General features: G+C 71.1%; 19 protein-coding genes. 7 read left to right on the forward strand and 12 right to left on the reverse strand.

Going from position 1 to position 18,051, the window contains the following annotated elements; genetic code table 11:
• Nucleotides 1-59: 59 nt before the first annotated feature.
• From ACFVT2_RS26890 to ACFVT2_RS26910, 5 genes are all read right to left on the reverse strand, one after another.
• Nucleotides 60-437, reverse strand: coding sequence for an RNA polymerase-binding protein RbpA (locus tag ACFVT2_RS26890; RefSeq protein WP_100605284.1), 378 nt, complete (start codon nt 435-437; stop codon nt 60-62).
• A 265-nt stretch (nt 438-702) separates the two neighbouring features.
• Nucleotides 703-2,058: an MFS transporter gene (locus tag ACFVT2_RS26895; RefSeq protein WP_390021988.1), complete on the reverse strand. Its 1,356-nt coding sequence runs from the start codon at nt 2,056-2,058 to the stop codon at nt 703-705.
• Between the two features lie 532 nt (nt 2,059-2,590).
• Nucleotides 2,591-2,950, reverse strand: a complete 360-nt coding sequence (locus tag ACFVT2_RS26900) for a hypothetical protein (RefSeq protein ID WP_390021989.1) — start codon at nt 2,948-2,950, stop codon at nt 2,591-2,593.
• A 121-nt stretch (nt 2,951-3,071) separates the two neighbouring features.
• Nucleotides 3,072-3,431, reverse strand: a complete 360-nt coding sequence (locus ACFVT2_RS26905) for a hypothetical protein (RefSeq protein WP_390021991.1) — start codon at nt 3,429-3,431, stop codon at nt 3,072-3,074.
• 310 nt (nt 3,432-3,741) lie between these two features.
• Nucleotides 3,742-4,671 carry an NADP-dependent oxidoreductase gene (locus tag ACFVT2_RS26910; RefSeq protein ID WP_390022123.1) on the reverse strand — a complete coding sequence of 310 codons (930 nt, stop codon included), beginning with the start codon at nt 4,669-4,671 and terminating at the stop codon, nt 3,742-3,744.
• A 70-nt stretch (nt 4,672-4,741) separates the two neighbouring features.
• On the opposite strand from ACFVT2_RS26910, the gene ACFVT2_RS26915 reads away from it, so the two are divergent.
• On the forward strand, nt 4,742-5,329 hold the full coding sequence (locus ACFVT2_RS26915) for a TetR/AcrR family transcriptional regulator (RefSeq protein WP_390021992.1): 588 nt from the start codon (nt 4,742-4,744) through the stop codon (nt 5,327-5,329).
• A 138-nt stretch (nt 5,330-5,467) separates the two neighbouring features.
• Here the strand turns inward: ACFVT2_RS26915 and ACFVT2_RS26920 are convergent, their stop codons facing one another.
• Nucleotides 5,468-6,577: an FAD-dependent monooxygenase gene (locus ACFVT2_RS26920; protein WP_390021994.1), complete on the reverse strand. Its 1,110-nt coding sequence runs from the start codon at nt 6,575-6,577 to the stop codon at nt 5,468-5,470.
• Nucleotides 6,578-6,732: 155 nt separating this feature from the next.
• Between ACFVT2_RS26920 and ACFVT2_RS26925 the strand changes: the two genes are divergently transcribed.
• Nucleotides 6,733-7,719 carry a TetR/AcrR family transcriptional regulator C-terminal domain-containing protein gene (locus ACFVT2_RS26925; RefSeq protein WP_390021996.1) on the forward strand — a complete coding sequence of 329 codons (987 nt, stop codon included), beginning with the start codon at nt 6,733-6,735 and terminating at the stop codon, nt 7,717-7,719.
• A 50-nt stretch (nt 7,720-7,769) separates the two neighbouring features.
• On the opposite strand, the gene ACFVT2_RS26930 is transcribed toward ACFVT2_RS26925, so the two are convergent.
• Both ACFVT2_RS26930 and ACFVT2_RS26935 read right to left on the reverse strand, forming a co-directional pair.
• Nucleotides 7,770-8,570 (reverse strand): glycerophosphodiester phosphodiesterase, encoded by an 801-nt coding sequence (locus tag ACFVT2_RS26930; RefSeq protein ID WP_390021997.1) that lies wholly within the window; start codon nt 8,568-8,570, stop codon nt 7,770-7,772.
• On the reverse strand, nt 8,567-9,253 hold the full coding sequence (locus ACFVT2_RS26935; RefSeq protein WP_390021998.1) for a YitT family protein: 687 nt from the start codon (nt 9,251-9,253) through the stop codon (nt 8,567-8,569). Before ACFVT2_RS26935 ends, ACFVT2_RS26930 begins: the two co-directional genes overlap by 4 nt.
• Nucleotides 9,254-9,354: 101 nt before the next feature.
• On the opposite strand from ACFVT2_RS26935, the gene ACFVT2_RS26940 reads away from it, so the two are divergent.
• Nucleotides 9,355-10,860, forward strand: a complete 1,506-nt coding sequence (locus ACFVT2_RS26940; RefSeq protein WP_390021999.1) for a PLP-dependent aminotransferase family protein — start codon at nt 9,355-9,357, stop codon at nt 10,858-10,860.
• Nucleotides 10,861-10,940: 80 nt separating this feature from the next.
• Here the strand turns inward: ACFVT2_RS26940 and ACFVT2_RS26945 are convergent, their stop codons facing one another.
• Both ACFVT2_RS26945 and ACFVT2_RS26950 read right to left on the reverse strand, forming a co-directional pair.
• Nucleotides 10,941-12,578 carry a hypothetical protein gene (locus ACFVT2_RS26945; protein WP_390022001.1) on the reverse strand — a complete coding sequence of 546 codons (1,638 nt, stop codon included), beginning with the start codon at nt 12,576-12,578 and terminating at the stop codon, nt 10,941-10,943.
• Nucleotides 12,579-12,712: 134 nt separating this feature from the next.
• Complete coding sequence (locus ACFVT2_RS26950) at nt 12,713-12,907, reverse strand: hypothetical protein (protein WP_016576341.1); 195 nt, start codon at nt 12,905-12,907, stop codon at nt 12,713-12,715.
• 194 nt (nt 12,908-13,101) lie between these two features.
• Between ACFVT2_RS26950 and ACFVT2_RS26955 the strand changes: the two genes are divergently transcribed.
• A complete protein-coding gene (locus ACFVT2_RS26955; protein ID WP_390022005.1) occupies nt 13,102-13,569 on the forward strand; it encodes a YchJ family protein in 468 nt (155 codons plus the stop codon).
• Between the two features lie 17 nt (nt 13,570-13,586).
• On the opposite strand, the gene ACFVT2_RS26960 is transcribed toward ACFVT2_RS26955, so the two are convergent.
• Together ACFVT2_RS26960 and ACFVT2_RS26965 are read right to left on the reverse strand one after the other, a co-directional pair.
• Entirely contained in the window at nt 13,587-14,000 is a 414-nt protein-coding gene (locus ACFVT2_RS26960) for an RNA-binding S4 domain-containing protein (RefSeq protein WP_390022007.1), read from the reverse strand.
• A 113-nt stretch (nt 14,001-14,113) separates the two neighbouring features.
• Complete coding sequence (locus tag ACFVT2_RS26965) at nt 14,114-15,220, reverse strand: Ku protein (RefSeq protein ID WP_390022009.1); 1,107 nt, start codon at nt 15,218-15,220, stop codon at nt 14,114-14,116.
• 31 nt (nt 15,221-15,251) lie between these two features.
• Here ACFVT2_RS26965 and ligD point away from each other — a divergent pair, with 31 nt between their 5' ends.
• From ligD to ACFVT2_RS26980, 3 genes are all read left to right on the forward strand, one after another.
• The gene (gene ligD / locus ACFVT2_RS26970) at nt 15,252-16,157 is read left to right on the forward strand and encodes a non-homologous end-joining DNA ligase (RefSeq protein WP_390022010.1); all 906 of its coding nucleotides are present in this window, start codon (nt 15,252-15,254) and stop codon (nt 16,155-16,157) included.
• A gap of 125 nt (nt 16,158-16,282) precedes the next feature.
• Nucleotides 16,283-17,506 carry a D-alanyl-D-alanine carboxypeptidase family protein gene (locus tag ACFVT2_RS26975; protein WP_390022012.1) on the forward strand — a complete coding sequence of 408 codons (1,224 nt, stop codon included), beginning with the start codon at nt 16,283-16,285 and terminating at the stop codon, nt 17,504-17,506.
• Between the two features lie 285 nt (nt 17,507-17,791).
• Entirely contained in the window at nt 17,792-18,004 is a 213-nt protein-coding gene (locus ACFVT2_RS26980) for a cold-shock protein (protein WP_016576347.1), read from the forward strand.
• Nucleotides 18,005-18,051: the final 47 nt, after the last annotated feature.

The following is an 18,051-nucleotide window of genomic DNA, read 5'->3' on the forward strand; positions in this document are numbered from 1 at the left end:
GTGCCACCGCTAGTGCGGTGGCACCGGCCCTTGCCGTGCCGCTCGGTTCGGTCCGCCCGTCAGGCGGACTTGCGGTTGGTGTCGCGCGGATGCACGGCGATGTTCATGGTGCCGGAGCGCAGGACGGCCAGCCGTTCGGCCAGCACCTCCTCCAACTCCTCGCGGGTCCGCCGCTCCATGAGCATGTCCCAGTGCGTACGCGCGGGCTTGCCCTTCTTCTCCTCAGGACCATCCCCATCCACCAGAAGCGAGGGTGCACCACAAACCTTGCACTCCCACTCCGGCGGAATCTCGGCCTCAACCGAGAACGGCATCTCAAAGCGATGTCCGTTCTCGCATGCGTACTCCACCGCCTGGCGCGGGGCCAGGTCGATGCCGCGGTCGGTCTCGTAGCTGGTCACCACGAGGCGCGTGCCGCGGAGAGCTCGCTCACTCATGAATCGTGCCTCCCGGGCTTGTCGCCCACAGGACAGGTGTCGCTGTCGTCGTCATCCGGTCAACGTCCGGTCGGCGGTGAAGATTCCCGTCATCGGGACATACGTCGCCTGCGTCGCCCGTCGTGCCGCCCCTTGTTGTACCCACCAACGCCCGGTTTGTCACATCTGGCAGCAGATGTCACCCAACGCCTCAAGGAGTTGAGCACGCAGTAACGGTCCGCCTGGTGAGCCAAAGGCGTACACTACCGCCCCGCGCCCTCAAGGGCTAAATCCGGTCAGGTACCGGATTGCCGGCCGCCGCGATCGCCCGCCGCACCGGCACCCGCGCCAGCAGTACGAACCCGAGCGCGAAGAACGCCACCAGGGACCCGATCGCGTCCCGGTAGCTACCGGTCAGCTGGTACGCCATCCCGAACACCAGCGGTCCCAACCAGCTCACCCCCCGGTCGCTCATCTCGTACGCGGAAAAATACTCCGCTTCCTTGCCGCGCGGGATCAGATGGGAGAAGAGCGAGCGGGACAGTGCCTGGCTGCCGCCCAGCACCAGCCCGATCCCGGCCGCCAGCGCGAAGAACCACACCGGCGCCCGGGCGGGCAGGAAGTACCCCGCGGCGATCGTCAGCGTCCACGCCACCAGCGACCCCAGGATGGTCCGCCGGGCGCCGTGGGTCCGAGCCAGCCGGCCCATCAGCAGGGCGCCCGCGGCGGCCAGCACCTGCACCAGCAGGACCGCCACGATCAGCGTGGTCTGGTCCAGCCCCAGCTCCTCGGAGCCGAAGACGGACGCCTGGGTGATCACGGTCTGGATGCCGTCGTTGTAGACGAGGTAGGCGAGGAGGAAGGCGAGCGTCAGCGGGTGCCGGCGCATATCGCGCAGGGTCTCCCGCAGCTGGTGCCGGCCCGGACCGGAACGATCGCTGCCGCCGGTCGTCGGCCGGTCGCGCAGCCGCCGCAGCGGGATCAGCGCGAAGCCGCCCCACCACAGTCCCGCCGTCGCCAGGCAGATCCGCACCGCGGTGCCCTCGGAGACCCCGACGGCGTCGTGCCCGGCGTACAGCGCCAGGTCGATGACGAGGACCAGTGAACCGGCCGCGTACCCGAAGGCCCAGCCGCGCGAGGAGACCGCATCGCGCTCCTCCGGGCCGGCGATCTGCGGCAGGTAGGAGTTGTAGAGCATCATCGCGACCACGAACGAGGCGTTGGCGACGATCAGCAGCGCCCCGCCCAGCAGATAGCGGTCGCCGTCCAGGAAGAACAGCCCCGTGGTCGCCGCCGCCCCGATGTAGGCGCAGCACCCGAGCAGCGGCTTCTTGCGGCCGGTCCGGTCCACCAGCGCCCCGGCCGCCGGCATCGCCAGCACCGACAGCAGCAGCGACGCCGAGACCGTGTACGCGAAGAAGGAGCCCGCCCGGACCGGTAGGCCCAGCGGGTGTACGAAGCCCTCGGCGTCCGCCGCGGCCTTGGCGACCGAGGTGAGGTACGGGCCGAGGAAGACCGTCAGCACGCTCGTCGAGTAGACGCTGATCGCCCAGTCGTAGAAGTACCAGCCGCGCTGCTCCCGCCGGCGCGCGGCCTGTGCCGCCCCCGTCGCGGCCCCGGCCGCCACCTGTGTGCCCTGCACCCGCACCCCCGTCGTCGGTCCCCGTCACCGCGCGGCGGCCGGGGACCGCAAGGACAGGCGCGCCTGGACCCGGCATCCCCGCTCGGTCAGCGCCGTGCGCAACGTCTCGATGTGATCGCTTGAGTGACGGTCACTCTCGCAGACCCTCCACCGGCAGGAACAGACCCCTTCAAGATCGAATGGGAGACGGCTGGGAAAATCCATGCTCCAGCAGGGCGCCCCGAGCGCCCTCCACGGTCAACTCGTCCGGGTCGGATGCAGGCCAGGCGGGGGGCGAACTCGCGCCGTGACCCGTACATCTCACGGAGCCGCATGCCGGTGAACGCCTTCGTGAGGGCGAAGACGTATCCGGCGAACCCCCACACGTCGTAGGAGTCCACCGCCAACTGCAGGATCCGCTCCGTGGCGTGGAACTAGCCGGTGAGGACATGGACCTGCGCCACATGGCCGAACTCACCTTGACGGCTACCCCGCACGCTACCGAGTGAACCGATCATTTCCGTATGAGGCGTGGAGACTTGGCCAGCGGCTGTCAGTCGTCGAGGCGGTGAAGGACCTGCGTGACGTCGCCGTTCTCGATCAGGCCGGTGAGTACCTGGGTCATGTTGCTGATGCCGGCGTCGCGGACGATCAGCCCGTGCGAGCACCAGAAGTACCGGCCTCCCAGGGCTTCACCGCTCGCGGCCCAACGCTTCATCAGAACCTCGACCTGGGCAACGGTGAACATGGTGGCGCTCCACCGCGAGCCGTCCCGTAGCCGCACTTCGACGTCGACGTTGTCCACGGCCTCCAGGTTCTCATCGGCATCCGGCAGGAACGCGGCCTCGAACTGCTCCGTGCGGACGCGGTACCAAGGGCCGTCCCAGCTGCCCGGCTGTGTGCTGTCGCTCATCGGGCGAGCCTGTCGGGGGAACCCGCCCACCTCAACCTCGTTGATTCCCGGTCCAACGCATTGGCTGGGCCAGCCGCTACGGACCCGGCGGACACAGGACGTGGGTCCGGCCCTTGTCCGGTCAGTTGGTGTCGTGGGTTGCTCTGGGCTGTGCAGGGTGGGTTTCAGGCGGGGGAGGAGTAGTGGTTCGGGTTGAGGCTTTCAGCTGTCGGTAGCCGATCAACACGCGAACCAGGATCGTTGATATGGCGGCGCCGGCCACGGCGAAGGCGCTCCGTTCCCACCAGGTCACCTCGGGGCCTCGTGCGGTGAACGCACCGATCAACATGGCGGGGCCCAGGAGGAGAAGAAGGGAGATCCGCCAGTTCGTCCACTGCGACCAGGTCTCGCGTCGACGGCCGTCGAGGTCGATCGGAAAGATCCAGGCGGCAAGTCGTATGGACCACGATGGCTTGGCGTTGTGTTGTGGGGTTCCGGGCATGAAAACAAGTGTCCCAGATACGGCAAATCGATCGTTTCGCCCCGGCACCGCCCCGAGGCTCCGGTGCGCGCCGGCAAGAGACGCCCAAGGCTGTCGCTGAGCCCTGGGCGGCCGGCACCCACGTGCCCAGATTGATTGCCTCAGGAGCCACTAGCCCCCCAGCCGGGACGGGGGAGACCTGGCTGGGGCGGCGGGCGTACAAGCCTGGGAGCAGGGGCAGCGGGAGCAGGCCCTGCCCCACTGTGGCGCGGTCGATCGAGGGCGCGTCGCTGCTGTGGGTCGGCGTCGGGCTGGGATCTCTGGAAAGACTTCAGCTTGCCGGGCCGTGCACCTGCGCAGCAGCGGCTCGGACGACCATGACCCGGCGCCCGCGCGTGTGGCCGGCATGGCTGTCGATGTGCGCCGCCACGGCCTCGGCGAGGGTGTACGTCTTCTCGACCGGGAGGTGGAGCTTTCCCCGAGAGATGAGGTCGACGGCCTCGGCGAGCGCTTCCGGCACGCTGCCGGCCACGCCGGAAAAGCGGACACCGAACTCCGGCGCAGCGCGATCGGCGATGGAGACCACCCTCTGCGGATCCCCGGTCAGCTCGACGAGTTCGCGGATCACGCCCGAGCCGGCCAGATCGAGAGCCGCATCGACGTGGCCGAACTGCCGCACCCGCTCGACCCAGCCCTCGCCGTACGTCGTGGCCAGGGCACCCAGGCTGCGCAGATAGTCCTGGTTCGCGGCCCCAGCCGTGCCGATCACCGTGATGCCGCGGTCGCGGGCGATCTGCAGCACCGTCGATCCGACTCCCCCGGACGCACCGCTGACCAGCAGCGTCTGCCCGGACTGCACACCGACCTGGCGGATGATGCGCAGCGCGGTCTCCACCACGGACGGGTACCCGGCCGCCTCTTCGAACGTCGCCCCCTCGGGCATCCTGGCCCAGGCCGAAAGGACGGCGAACTCGGCATAGGTGCCCCAGCCCTCGCCGAACACGTGGTCGCCGACCTCGACCCCTTCGGCGCCCTCGCCGACTTCGTCCACCACCCCGGAGGCGTCCTGCCCGACTCCGGCGGGCAACTCGATCGGACGGACCTTCTGGAACTGGCCTTCACGGATCCTCCAGTCGACGGCGTTCACGCCCGCCGCCCGCACGGTGATGCGTATCTGACCGGGGCCCGCGTGGGGCTCCTCGGTGTCGACGAGTTGCAGAACGTCCGGACCGCCGAACTCGGCGAAGCTCACTCTCTTCATGCGGTCGACCGTAGCACTAACGGTTAGGTTTCCGGAACGGTTATGGTTTTGAATCTGATAGCGTTCGGGCATGACCGTGCCGTCCGGACGCCGTGAGCGCAAGAAGGCCGCGACCCGCCAGAAGATCGCCGACACCGCCCTGCGACTCTTCCTGGAACGCGGGTACGACGCGGTGGGCATCCGTGACGTGGCCGCTGAGGCCGACGTGGCCGTCACCACGCTCTTCTCCCACTTCGCCTCGAAAGAGGCCCTGGTGTTCGAGCAGGACGAAGACTTCGAGCAACGCCTCGCGCAGGCGGTCACCGGCCGGGCGCCGCACGAGCCGCTCATCCCTGCGCTGCGCCGCGAGATCCAGGCACTGGTGCGACATTGCACAGCGGACAGCGCCGCCCCGATCTGGCACATGATCGACGCATCACCTGGCCTGCGGGAGTACGAGGAGTCGATGAGGCTGCGCCACGCGGAGTCGCTGGCAACCGCCATCGCCACCGATCTCGACCTGCCGCAGTCCACAACGGCCTGCCGGACGATCGCCAGGTTCGTGATCGACGCCTATTCGCTGGCCCGTGAGGCGGCCGATCCGGACGCCGCGGTGGACGAGATCTTCCGGATGATCGAGGCGGCCTGGGAGGTCGCCTGCCCTGCTCGACGCGCGTGAGGAACTGTTCCCCCAGGTAGGACAGGGCCGGTCGGGACGGTCTTGACCTCCCTGGCGCGCGGGTGGACCGTTCTCCGCCTGGCCTGCCGGGCGAGGGATCTGGTACGTGGTTGAAGGAGGTGCGCCCCTGGCCGCCGGTCAGCTGTCGAGGGGGATCGCGTTCTTTGCTCGTTCAAGGGACTCTTCGGGCGCCGCACCGCCGGGATTCTCCGTGGCGAGTGCCTGGTTGAGTTCGACGAACGGGCGCAGACGTTCCTCGTATCGCGCAAGCGCGGCACGGTGGTCGCCGTCCGCCCTGTCGAGTTCGTCGACCAGCACGTAGCCACCCACCAGGGCCAGGCTGGTGCCCTGTCCGGACAGCGGTGAGGGGCAGTAGCCCGCGTCACCGATCAGCACGACCCGGCCGTCCGACCAGCGGTCCGTGTGGATCTGAGCCATCGCGTCGAAGTAGAAGTCGGGCGCTGTCCGCATGGCCTTCAGCAGCCTCGGGGTGTCCCCACCCAGATGCGACATGCGCTCGGCGAGGAGCGACTTTTGCTGCTCGGTGTCGCGGTAGTCGTAGTCGAGGGGTTCCGATGCGAAGCCGAGCGTGGCCCTGATCTCGGAGTTGTCGCGGACCGGGTAGACGCAGTAGCTGGCGGTGTCGTCCTGGAGCCACACCTGCCAGTTGTCGAGGTCCAAGAAGTTGTCCGTGCTGAAGACGGCCAGGTGAGCGCCGAGATGGCGGATGAACCGACGCTCCGGACCGAAGGCCAGTTGCCGAACCTTCGAGTGGAGGCCGTCCGCCCCGACCACGAGGTCGAAAGTCCGGCGCCGGCCGCGTTCGAAGCTGACGTTGATGCCGCGCGGATCCTGATCGAGGGCGATCACGGAGTCATTGAAGAGGTATTCGACGTCGTCCCGCGTTTGCCGGTACAGCAGTTGTGTGAGGTCTTCCCGCAACAACTCGATGTCTTCGCTGTCGAGCCGGCCGCTGCTGAACGTCATCTCGGTGGAGCGCCAGAGCTCGTTGCCGTCGCCGTCGTGCATCGACATTCCACGCATGCGGGTGCGTGCGCGCTGCGCTTCCGTCAAGAGGCCCATCCGCTCAAGGACGGCGAGTGCAGCGCCGCGGACGTCGATCGCCTGGCCGCCCGGACGTATGCCGGGAGCGCGTTCTACGACCGTCGGCAGGTATCCCCGACGTCGTAGCCAGTAGGCGGTGGTAAGTCCGGCAACGCTCGCACCGGAGATGAGTACGGTCTTCACGGAAACCCCTTCGTACGGTGTACGCGCTGGAATGTACGCCGTATGGACAGGGGCGCCAAGTGCTAAATGTTTAGCCCTGTACTAGGGCAGATGGGCCTCTCGGTGTCATCTTCCCTGCTAGCTTCTGTACTAGTACAGGAAGTAGGAGGAGACAGGTGGCCGCGAAACTCGTCCCGCCCTATCTGCGTGTCGCCGCTGATATCCGGCGACGCATCACCGACGGGGAACTCGCTCCCGGCGACCGGGTTCCCTCGACGCGCCAGATCGCCAGGGAATGGAACGTCGCCTTGGCCACCGCCACGAAGGCACTCACCGCTCTGCGCCAGGAGGGGCTGGTGCAGGCAGAGCCGCGCGTAGGCACTGTGGTGGCTGGTCCTCACCGCCGCCCCGGTCCAGCCCACCCGCGCACGACGCCCACCGCAGCGCGTGAGCTCAGCCGTGAACGTGTCGTGCACACCGCCATCGAGATCGCCGACGCCGAAGGGCTGACCGCTGTCTCCATGCGGAGTGTCGCGGCACGTCTGAACGCAGCCACCATGTCGCCCTACCGCTATGTGAACAGCAAGGACGACCTCGTGCTCCTCATGGCCGACGCGGTTTTCGGAGAGCTCCACCTTCCCCATGAAACGCCTGCCCACTGGAGGGCCCGGCTGGAGTCGGGAGCCCGGTCGCTCTGGGCGCTGCACCGCGCTCATCCCTGGCTGGCCCAGATCGGCCCGCTCACCCGTCCCTTGATACTGCCCAACCTGATGGCCTACTCCGAGTGGATGCTGACGGCACTTGACGGTCACGGCCTCGACCCGACGGCCATGCTCAACTTCAACGCGCTGCTCTACAGCCACGTACAGGGCATTGCGGTCCAACTGGAACGAGAAGCCCACGCCGCAAGCATCACGGGCCTGTCGGAAGACCAGTGGCTCGACGCCCAGGCACCCGCCCTTGCAGCAATCACCGCGTCCGGCCGCTACCCGACGTTCACCCGGGTCATCCAAGCCGTCGGAGAATCCGGCTACGACCTGGACCTCGATGCGCTGTTCGAGATCGGCCTCAACTCCATGCTGGACGGCGTGGCCACGCTCATCGAGGGGCGACCCGCCGACCAGGGCCAGACACCCGGCCGTGCTCACACAACCGCGGGGTAGTCCGGTGGAGTTCCGCCATACGCTCGGAGCCGGGACGGACCCCGAAATCCCTAGGCCCAGCATCCCCGCTCGGTCAGCACCGTGCGCAGCGTCTCGATGTGATCGGTCATGATGCCGTCCACGCCGAGATCCAGCAGGGCTCTCATCCGATCCGCGTCATTGATCGTCCAGACGTGGACCTGCATGCCCAGTGCGTGTGCGGCGCGCAGGAACAGCGGATCGACGACGCGGAGTCCGGACTGCCGCTCGGGGACCTGGACGCAGACCGCACTGCGCCGCACCGCCGCGCCCAGCAGCCGGTCCAGCGGCAGCGCCCCGCGCCCGTACGAGCGGAGCCGCAGGCCGGCCACTCCGCGGGTGCCCAGCGAGCTGGCCATCCGGCCGCCGGCCAGGCGTTGTGCCCGGGCCACCCGGTCCTCGGAGAACGAGCCGACGCACACTCGGTCCCAGGCGCCGGTGCGGCGCAGCAGGGCCAGCAGCGGCTCCAGCGCGCTCTCCGCCTTCAGGTCGACGTTCCAGCGGGCCCCGGGGAACTCCTCCAGGAGCTCCTCGAACAGCGGCAGCGGCTCCCGGCCGGCGACCCGGGCCCGGCGGACCGCCCGCCAGGGGAGGGCGGCGATGGCGCCCTGGGAATCGGTGACCCGGTCCAGGGTCGCGTCGTGGAAGGCGACCAGTGCGCCGTCCGACGTGGCGTGGACGTCGGTCTCCAGATAGCGGTAGCCGAGGTCCACCGCGCGGCGGAAGGCGGTGGCGGTGTTCTCCAGGCCGTCCGCGGCTCCGCCCCGGTGGGCGAAGGGGAGCGGGCCGGGATGGTCGAGGTAGGGGTGGCGGAGGCGTATCGCAGGGGTCACTCCGGCAGTATCGCGCGCTCCGGTGACCGCTCGGGGGAGCGGGCCACCACGGTGGACGGCCGCTCCGGCAGCCCCTTGATCGCGAACCGGCGGAGGAAGAACTGCGCCAGCGGCCCGATGGCCAGGGCGTAGACCACCGTGCCGACGCCGAGGGAGCCGCCGAGCGCGAAGCCCACGGCGAGGACGGTCACCTCGATGCAGGTCCGCACCAGCCGGACCGGGCGACCGGTGCGCCGCTGCAACCCGGTCATCAGCCCGTCGCGCGGCCCCGCACCGAACCGTGCCGTGATGTACAGGCCGGTCGCGGCGCCATTGAGGACGACCGCGGCCACCAGCAGCGGGATGCGGACCGCCAACGGGTCCACCGTGGGGACCAGGGCCAGTGTCGCGTCCATGACGAGCCCCAGGATCACCACGTTCGAGACCGTGCCCAGGCCCGGGCGCTGCCGCAGCGGGATCCACAGCAGCAGGATCAGCGCCCCGGCGACGATCGTGACGGTGCCGATCGACAGTCCGGTGTGCCGCGCTATGCCCTGGTTCAGCACGCTCCACGGCTCCAGGCCCAGTCCGGCGCGGACCATCAGGCCCATGCTCAGGCCGTACAGCACCAGCCCCGCGTAGAGCTGCACGAGCCGGCGTGGCAGGTGTGACCGCATGGTGCCGGACCCCTGGGTGATGGACATGACTCTTTCCCCTCCTGGCAAGATTGGACTGGTGCGTGTCACCATGTGGCATGTCCGGTCTCCGGATGTAGAGCCAATCTGCGGAAGGTGGACTGATCTTCATGGCACAGTGGACTTCTGCGGTGGGCGCGCCCCAACTCGCCCGGCTGCTCCGGTCGCAGGACCCGCGGGCCGCCGAACTCACCGCCAACGGGCGGAAGTTGCCCGCCTACCGCAACCTCGCCGACGGCGTCCGACGGCTCGTCCTCGAAGGCCGGGTACCGGTCGCCGCCCGACTCCCCGCCGAACGCGAGCTGGCCGCCGCCTTCGGCGTCAGCCGCACCACCGTCGCCGCGGCCTACGAGGCGCTGCGCGCCGAAGGGTTCCTGGAGTCCCGGCGCGGCTCGGGCAGCTGGACCGCCGTCCCGGCGGGCAACCCGCTGCCCACCCGCGGCCTGGAACCGCTCCCGCCGGAGGCCGCCGGCTCGATGATCGACCTCGGATGCGCCGCCCTGCCGGCCCCCGAGCCGTGGCTCACCCGCGCCGTCCAGGGCGCCATGGCCGACCTGCCGCTCTACGCCCACACCCACGGCGACTACCCGGCCGGCCTGCCCACACTGCGCCAGGCCCTCGCCGACCGCTACACCGCCCGCGGCATCCCCACCATGCCCGAACAGATCATGGTCACCACCGGCGCGATGGGCGCCGTCGCCGCGATCTGTCGGCTGTGTACCAGCCCCGGCGAACGGGTGGCCGTCGACTCGCCCTCGTACGCCAACATCCTCCAGCTGATGCGCGACGCCGGCGCCCGACTCGTCCCGGTCGCCCTCGGCGAGCGGCTGGCGGGCTGGGACGTCCCGGTCTGGCGCCAGGTCATGCGCGACGCCGCACCGCGGATGGCCTACGTCGTCGCCGACTTCCACAACCCCACCGGCAGCCTCGCCACCGAGGACCAGCGCCGCCGGCTCGTGGACGCCGCGCGCTCGGCCGGCACGCTGCTCGTCGTTGACGAGACCATGACCGAGATCGTCCTCGACCCGGACACCGAACTGCCCCGCCCGGTCTGTGCGTTCGACCCCGCCGGCAGCGCCGTGATCACCGTCGGCTCGGCCAGCAAGGCGTTCTGGGCCGGGATGCGGATCGGCTGGGTGCGGGCCGCGCCCGACATCATCCGCAGCCTGGTCGCCGCCCGCGCCTACTCGGACCTCGGCTCGCCCGTCCTCGAACAGCTCGCCATCGCCTCCCTCCTGGAGAGCGGCGGTTGGGAGGAGGCCGTCCGGATCCGCCGTGCGCAGGCCCGGGAGAACCGCGACGCGATCGTCGAGGCCCTCCACCGGCACCTGCCCGACTGGGAGTTCAGCGTCCCGCGCGGCGGCCTGACGCTCTGGGCCCGGACCGGCGGGCTGTCCGGCTCCCGGATCGCGGAGGCGGGGGAGCGGCTGGGGGTTCGGGTGCCGTCGGGGCCGCGGTTCGGCGTGGATGGTGCCTTCGAGGGTTTTGTGCGGCTGCCGTTCACGGTCAGCGGCGCGGTCGCCGACGAGGCCGCGGTGCGGCTGGCGAGGGCGGCGCGGCTGGTGGCGACCGGAGTGTCGGTGGAGGCGGAGCCGCCGCAGGCGTTCGTCGCCTGAATCGGCGCCAGCCGGTTGTCCGGCCGGCCCGGTTCGTGGTGGGGGAGCGGGCTCCGGTACGTCTGTGAAGTGACGTGGTGTCAGGTCGTGTCGGGGGCGTCGGGGTTCCGGCCGCCCGCCGGTGCCGCGGCGCCGCGCTTCGCGAAGGACACCGGCCGGGGTGCGGTGGCGGCTGCTTCCACGGCATCTCCCGGAACGGTCCGTTCCGGGAGCAGTGCCAGGACGGCCCGCCGGTGCGCCTCGCCGGTGGCCTCGTCGTACGGGTCGGGGGTGGCCGGTACCTGGAGCCGGAGGACGGGGCCGGCGCCGAGCCGGGCGTAGCCGCGGCCCGGTGGGACCTGCGCGAGCGGCGTGGTGTGCGCCGGCACCCCCAGCACCGCCCGCACCTCCTCGGCGGTGGCCGGTCCGAGCACGATCCGCGCCTTGGCGTGGCTCCGTACCGGGTCGCTCAGCAGCTCGGCGGTCTCGAACTGGTCGGCCGCCACCACCGTCACCTGGGCCGCCCGGCCATGCCGCAGCGGGACCTGGAGCAGCCGCTGCGGGTCGTCCCGGCCCTCCACCGCCGCCAGATGGGACAGCGCCGTCAGACGGTCCGCGATGATCCACAGCGGGCGCCGGGTGTCCGCCGGCGCGGGCTGCCCGGCCTGCTGTGCCCGGTTGGCGGCGACCAGCCGCCGCTCGGTCTCGTGCGTCGCCCACTCCAGCGCCGCCGACGCGCCGGCCAGCCCGCTCTCCACGGCCAGCACCCCGCGCCGCCCCGCCAGGCACCCGAACTCACCGCTGCCGCCACCGTCGATCACCAGCACGTCGCCGTGCTGTAGCGCCTGGAGCGCGATCGAGCGCAGCAGCGTCGTCACGCCGGCGCCCGACTGCCCCAGCGCCAGCAGATGCGGTTCGGTGGACCGTCGGCCGGTGCGCCACACCACCGGGGGCACGTCCCGCGTCGTGCCCCCGCAGAACACCGGTAGCGTCCGCTGCACGGAATCGGCGTCGGTGAAGCCGAGCACCGTCTCCCCCGGGGACGTCACGAAGCGCTGCGCCGCGATGTCCGCCGGCAGCGGCCCGAGCGCCGTCATCACCAGCTGGTTGGCCTCCTCGTCCCAGTCGAAGCGGCACTCCCGGCCGCGGCCGGACTTGGCGTGCAACAGCTGCTCGATGCCGACCCGGGACCGGTCGTCACCGTCGGGGAAGTACGCCGGGTACTTCAGATGCAGCCGCGCCGGCCGCCCGTCCTCGTCGAAGGCGTACTCGGTGAACGCCCGCTGCCAGTCGCCGTCATGGGCGTAGAGGGGGCTGGGGTCGCCCTCGGCGGAGAAGTGCGGCACCAGCGCCTCGTAGAGGGCCTGAAGTCGCTCGGTCTCCGCCTCGCTCGGGCCGGTGTCCTCCGCCACCGGCGTCCGGTCCCGGCCCACCCAGGCCGCCACCGCCGTCACCGCGATCACCGTGAGCAGTGGACCGTACGGCACCAGCGCCACCATCAGTACCGCCCCCGCGGCCACGAAACACAGCGGCCCCCGCTGCTCCTTGGGGGTGGCGGCCCAACGTCCCCGTCCGGCCACCGCCAGCCGGCGCAGGCCCCGACTGACGGTGATCAGCGGGTGGAGCACATCGGTCGCGCCGTCGGCCGCGGTCCGCGCCAGTTCGCGGCCGCGGACGATCGGGGCACTGCTGGTCAGGGCGTTGCCGGTGAGGATGCGGGGCAGGGGGCGCCGGGCCACAGCTTCTCTCCTGGTGCTCGTACGGACGGCGGGCCGGCTCGGCGTGGGCGGCGAGCCGGGGCGGGTCTCACGCGCCGCCGCCCGGACGGGACGGACGGGCCCGAACGGGCGGTGGGAGCGGCGCCGCGCGGGACCTAGAGCTTGATCCCGCCGAGGAGGCTGGCCAGGCTCGCCCCGCCGGCCTTGATGCTGGGCGCGATGGCCGAGCCGGCGAGGTAGAACCCGAAGAGTGCGCAGATCAGGGCGTGGGACAACTTGAGGCCGTCCTTGCGGAAGAAGAGGAAGACGATGACACCGAGCAGGACGACGCCGGAAATGGACAGAATCATGAGGGTTCTCTCCTGGGTGCGGGGACGGTCACTGTGAGTTCTTCCAGCCTCACGGCCGGTATCAAGCCAAGAAAAGATGCAAATGGCGGATTTATCAGGGAAATCCCTCAAACGGTCCAGCCCTCGTGAGATCCTGCCCGGCCCACACCCCGCCCGCCGCGGATCCACCCCGCCCGACCCGGCACAATCATGGCGTGTCAAAGCCCAGGAAGTCGTCGAAATCCTCGAAGCAGCGGACCCGGCAGCAGCCGCCCGCACCCGTCGCGATCACCGAGAACTCGCCCTGCCCGTGCGGCCGCGAGGCGTCCTACGGGGAGTGCTGTGCCCCCTTCCACCAGGGGCGCACCGCCGCCCCGACGGCCGAGCGGCTGATGCGCTCCCGCTACAGCGCCTTCGCCGTCGGCGACACCGCCTATCTGCTGCGCAGTTGGCACTCGACGACCCGCCCGGCCGCCCTCGAACTCGACCCCGTGCAGCACTGGACCGGTCTGGAGATCCTCGCCGCGACCGGCGGCAGCGCCTTCCACACCGAGGGCACGGTCGCCTTCCGCGCGCACTACACGGTGCGCGGCCACGCCGGCAGCCAGGACGAGCACAGCCGCTTCGTCCGTGAGGACGGCCGCTGGGTCTACGTGGACGCGCTGCCCGACGACGGGGCCTAGGCGAATGAGTTGGGCGCTCAGGGCTGGTGGTCGGACTCCGGGCCGGCGCCGAGCCGGCCGCGCAGTTGGTCCATTTCGCGGCGGTCGCGTTTGGTGGGCCGGCCCGCGCCGCGGTCCCGGACGGCGATGATCGGGACCTCCTCGCGCGGCGGCACCGGCGGGCTGTTGTCGACGTAGCACTCGACGGCTACCGGGGCGCCCACGCGCTTGCGCACCAGTCGGGTCACCACCACGATGCGTTCCCGGCCGGCCTGCCGCAGCCGCACCTCGTCGCCGGACCGCACGCCGTGGGCAGGCTTCACCCGCTCGCCGTTGACGCGCACATGTCCGGCCCGACAGGCCGCCGCGGCCATCGAGCGCGTCTTGGTGAGCCGCACCGACCAGATCCAGCTGTCGACCCGGGTGGTGGTCGTCCCCTCGTCTGAAGCCATGCTGCGACTCTAGAGGAACGGCCGGCCCGGCCGGGCGGGGAAGCCAACGGCCTGCGTCGAGGGGCGTTAGGGCCGGTCCGGTGGAGCAGGGTCGGCCAGCCCTGGTCGCAGTACTAGGACGCGGTGGACTTCGTCGTGCGCTTGGTCCGGGGCTGCTTCTTGGTCGTGGTCTTCCCTGTCGTGCTCCGGTCCGCCGCGGTCTTCGCGGCGGGGGACGCACCCGTATCCGACCTGCTGGTACCCGACTTGCCGGCGCTGGTCTTGCCGGCACCGGTCTTCTTCGCGGCGGTTCGGCTGCCCGCGGTCGTGCCGGCGCTGCCCTTCCCGGGGGCCGCCGTCCGTGCGGGGGGCTTCTTCGCGGCGGACTTCTTGCCGGCCGGGCCGCGGCCCCGGATCGGGGTGACCGAGGCGTCCTGTGCGCCTTCCTCGTCGGCGCCCGGCAAGCCGCCGCGGGCGGCCCGTACGCTCTTCTCCAGCGCCGCCGTCAGGTCGATGACCCGGGCGCCGGAGGTGGCGGAGGTGTCGGGGGTGGCCGGGGCTCCGCCCTCCAGTTTGGCGGCGACGAGTTCCTCCACCGCCTCGCGGTAGTCGTCGTGGAGATCGGCCGGGTCCAGCGCGCCCAGCGAATCCATCAGCGTCTCGGCCAGCGTCATCTCGTTCTCGCGGACCTTGACGGCCTCCGGTGCGATGCCGTCCGCGGAGCGGATCTGGTCCGGCCAGAGCAGGGTGTGCATCAGCAGCGCCCCGTCGTACGCCCGCAGCATGGCCAGGGTCTCCCGGCCGCGCATCGCCACCTTGCCGATCGCGACCTTCCGGTGGTGCTCCAGCGCCTCCCGCAGCAGGGCGTACGGCTTGACGGCGGAGGTCCCGTTGGGGCCGAGGTAGTACGCCTTGTCCAGCTGGAGCGGGTCGATCTCGGCGGGGTCCACGAAGGAGAGGATCGACAGCGTCTTGGCGGTCGGCATCGGCAGCCGGGACAGGTCCTCGTCGGTGATCGGTACGACCGTGTCGTCGCCGGGCGGCTGATACCCCTTGCCCACCTCCTCGTTCGGCACCTCCTGGCCGTCCAGTTCGCAGATCTTGCGGTACTGGATCGGGGCGCCGTCCTTGTCGTGGATGCGGACGAAGGAGACCGACGAGGTGCGGTCGGTGGCGCTGTAGGTCTTCACCGGGATGGCGACCAGGCCGAACGATATGGACCCGTTCCAGATAGATCGCATGATCTGCACCTCATGTGGGATTCTCCATGGTATGTCGCCGATCACCGTCGTGGAGGGGCGGCGCCTCTCGCTGACGAACCTGGACAAGGTCCTCTATCCCGAGACCGGCACCACCAAGGGTGAGGTGCTGCACTACTGCACCACCACCGCGGACGCGCTGCTCCCGCATCTCCACGACCGTCCGGTGTCCTTCCTCCGCTACCCCGACGGGCCGGACGGCCAGTGCTTCTTCACCAAGAACGTGCCGCCCGGCGCCCCCTCCTGGGTGAAGAGCTGCGAGGTCCCCCATTCGAGGTCGGGGCCGGCCCGGCAGGTGCTCCTCCAGGACCTCGCCTCACTGGTCTGGGCCGCCAACCTCGTCGTCGAACTGCACACCCCGCAGTGGACCTGCGACGCGCCGGGCGTGGCCGACCGGCTGGTCTTCGACCTGGATCCGGGCGCACCCGCCACCATCGTGGAGTGCTGCGCCGCCGCCCGGTGGCTGCGCGACCGGCTGGCCGCCGACGGTCTCGACGCCTACGCCAAGACCAGCGGCTCAAAGGGCCTGCACCTCCTCGTGCCCATCGAGCCGACCCCCGCCGACCGCACCACCGCCTACGCCCGGACGCTCGCCGTCGAGGCCGGTGCCGCCCTCGGAGACCTCGTCACGCACAAGATGACCCGGGCGCTGCGGCCGGGCAAGGTCTTCCTCGACTTCTCGCAGAACGCCGCCGCCAAGACCACCGCGACCGCCTACACCCTGCGGGCCCGCCCCCTGCCGACCGTCTCCACCCCGGTCACCTGGGACGAGGTCGCCGCCTGCGCCGAACCGGGCCAACTCACCTTCCTCTTCGACGAGATCGCCGGGCGCCGCGAGCGCTACGGCGATCTGCACGCCCCGCTGCTCGGTCCCGAACGGGCCCGCCCGGTGCCGCGCGGCGACCGGCGGCCCGCGTAGGGGCAGGCGGGGGAGCGGCGCCCGGGCCCGGACGGAGGAGCGGCCCGCCCGCCGTCCGTCGCGGCCGGGAACCGTATGGAGTAGGCCAACCGGCGCGCGGCCCGCGGCGTTCTTAGCGTGGCCACATGTCGACAGCGACCTGGTACCCCGTCAGAGCCCTGACCGCAGCGGCCGTCTGTACCGCGAGCCTGCTGGCCCTGTGCGGCCCGGCGGTCGCCGACGGCCCCAACGGCGTCGACGACCTGCGCGGCGCCCCGCCGGCCCCGGCCGAGAACCTGCTGGACGAGCGCGGAGTGCAGTTCCTGCCGAGGCCGGGAGTCCCCGAGCCACCCCGGGTGTCGGCCCTGTCCTGGGTCGTCACGGACCTGGACAGCCACCGGATCCTCGCGGCCAAGGACGCCCACCGGCCGCTGCCGCCGGCCAGCACCCTCAAGACGCTGTTCGCGCTGACGGTGCTGCCGAGGTTCGCCCAGGGGACGGTGCGTACGGTCTCCTCCGCGGACCTGGCCGGCATCGAGGCCGGCAGTTCGCTCGCCGGCGTCAAGGAGGACGTGCCGTACCGCGTCGCCGACCTGTGGCACGGCGTCTTCCTCAGCTCCGGCAGCGACGCGGTGCACGCCCTCGCCGCCATGAACGGCGGCTGGGGCAGGACCATCGACGACATGCAGGCGACCGCGGAGCGGCTGGGCGCCCGCGACACCACCGTCGAATCCGCCGACGGCTTCGACACGCCGGGCCAGTTCTCCTCCGCCTACGACCTCTCCCTCTTCGGTCAGGCCGGGCTGACCAACCGGGACTTCGCCCACTTCGCCGCCACGAAGACCGCCCGCTTCCCTGAGGACGGCGGCCCCGACGCGTCCGGCATCCAGAACACCAACCGGCTCCTGGTCGGCTCGCACGGGGTGGCCCCCTACGACGGCCTGATCGGGGTGAAGAACGGCTACACCAGCCACGCCGGGAACACCCTCATCGCCGCCGCCCGGCGCGGCCACCGGACGCTGCTGGTCACCGCGATGAATCCGCAGTCCGGCGCCGAGAACGCGGTCTACGAGGAGGCCCGTGCCCTGCTGGACTGGGGGTTCGCCGCGGCGCCCCGGGCGGCGGCGGTCGGCACGCTGCCCGCCCCGGCCCCCGACCCGAAGGACCCCGGGACGGCGCAGGCCGCCCACCGGGCCCCCGTCACCGCGCTGCACCAGGCATCGGCGGCCCGAGCGGGCGGCCGCACGGACGACCTGGTCCTGTGGTCCTTCTCCGCCGCCGGAGTGATCGCACTGGCCGGACTCGGCACCGCGCTGTGGTGGCGCCGGCGGCAGCCGGTCGGTCCGGAGGACGGCGGACCGACCTCCTGACGGCCCCTCCTCGGCCTCGCACATCCGTCCGATCGGCCGGGGATCCGGAGGACGCGGTGTGGCCTTGCCCGGTGAAGGATGACGCGTTTGCCATGATTTGTGGTGACTGGTGGGCCCGGTCGGTGTAGCGTCCTGATCAGCTGTCGTGGTTCCGAAGTGCCGGGCGCCCGTGTCGCATTCACGGGCGTTCTTGCTGTCCGGTACGTCTCCGGGCCAGGGCGATCACCTCCGGATTCCGCGCGGTGCGGGAGCCGATTCGAGCCCATAGAGCGAAGGAGACGCAACATGGCTTCGGGCACGGTGAAGTGGTTCAACTCGGAAAAGGGCTTCGGCTTCATCGCGCAGGACGACGGCGGCGCCGACGTCTTCGCGCACTACTCCAACATCGACGCCACCGGCTACCGCGAGTTGCTGGAGGGCCAGAAGGTCAGCTTCGAGGTCACCCAGGGCCAGAAGGGCCCGCAGGCGGAGAAGATCCGGGTGCTGACCTCCTCGTGAGCGCGGCCCCGGCCGCACCGGACGGCGCCCGCCCCCGTGCAGGGGGC

Origin of the sequence: Streptomyces sp. NPDC058000 (assembly GCF_042886435.1) — a bacterium.
Lineage (GTDB): Bacteria > Actinomycetota > Actinomycetes > Streptomycetales > Streptomycetaceae > Streptomyces.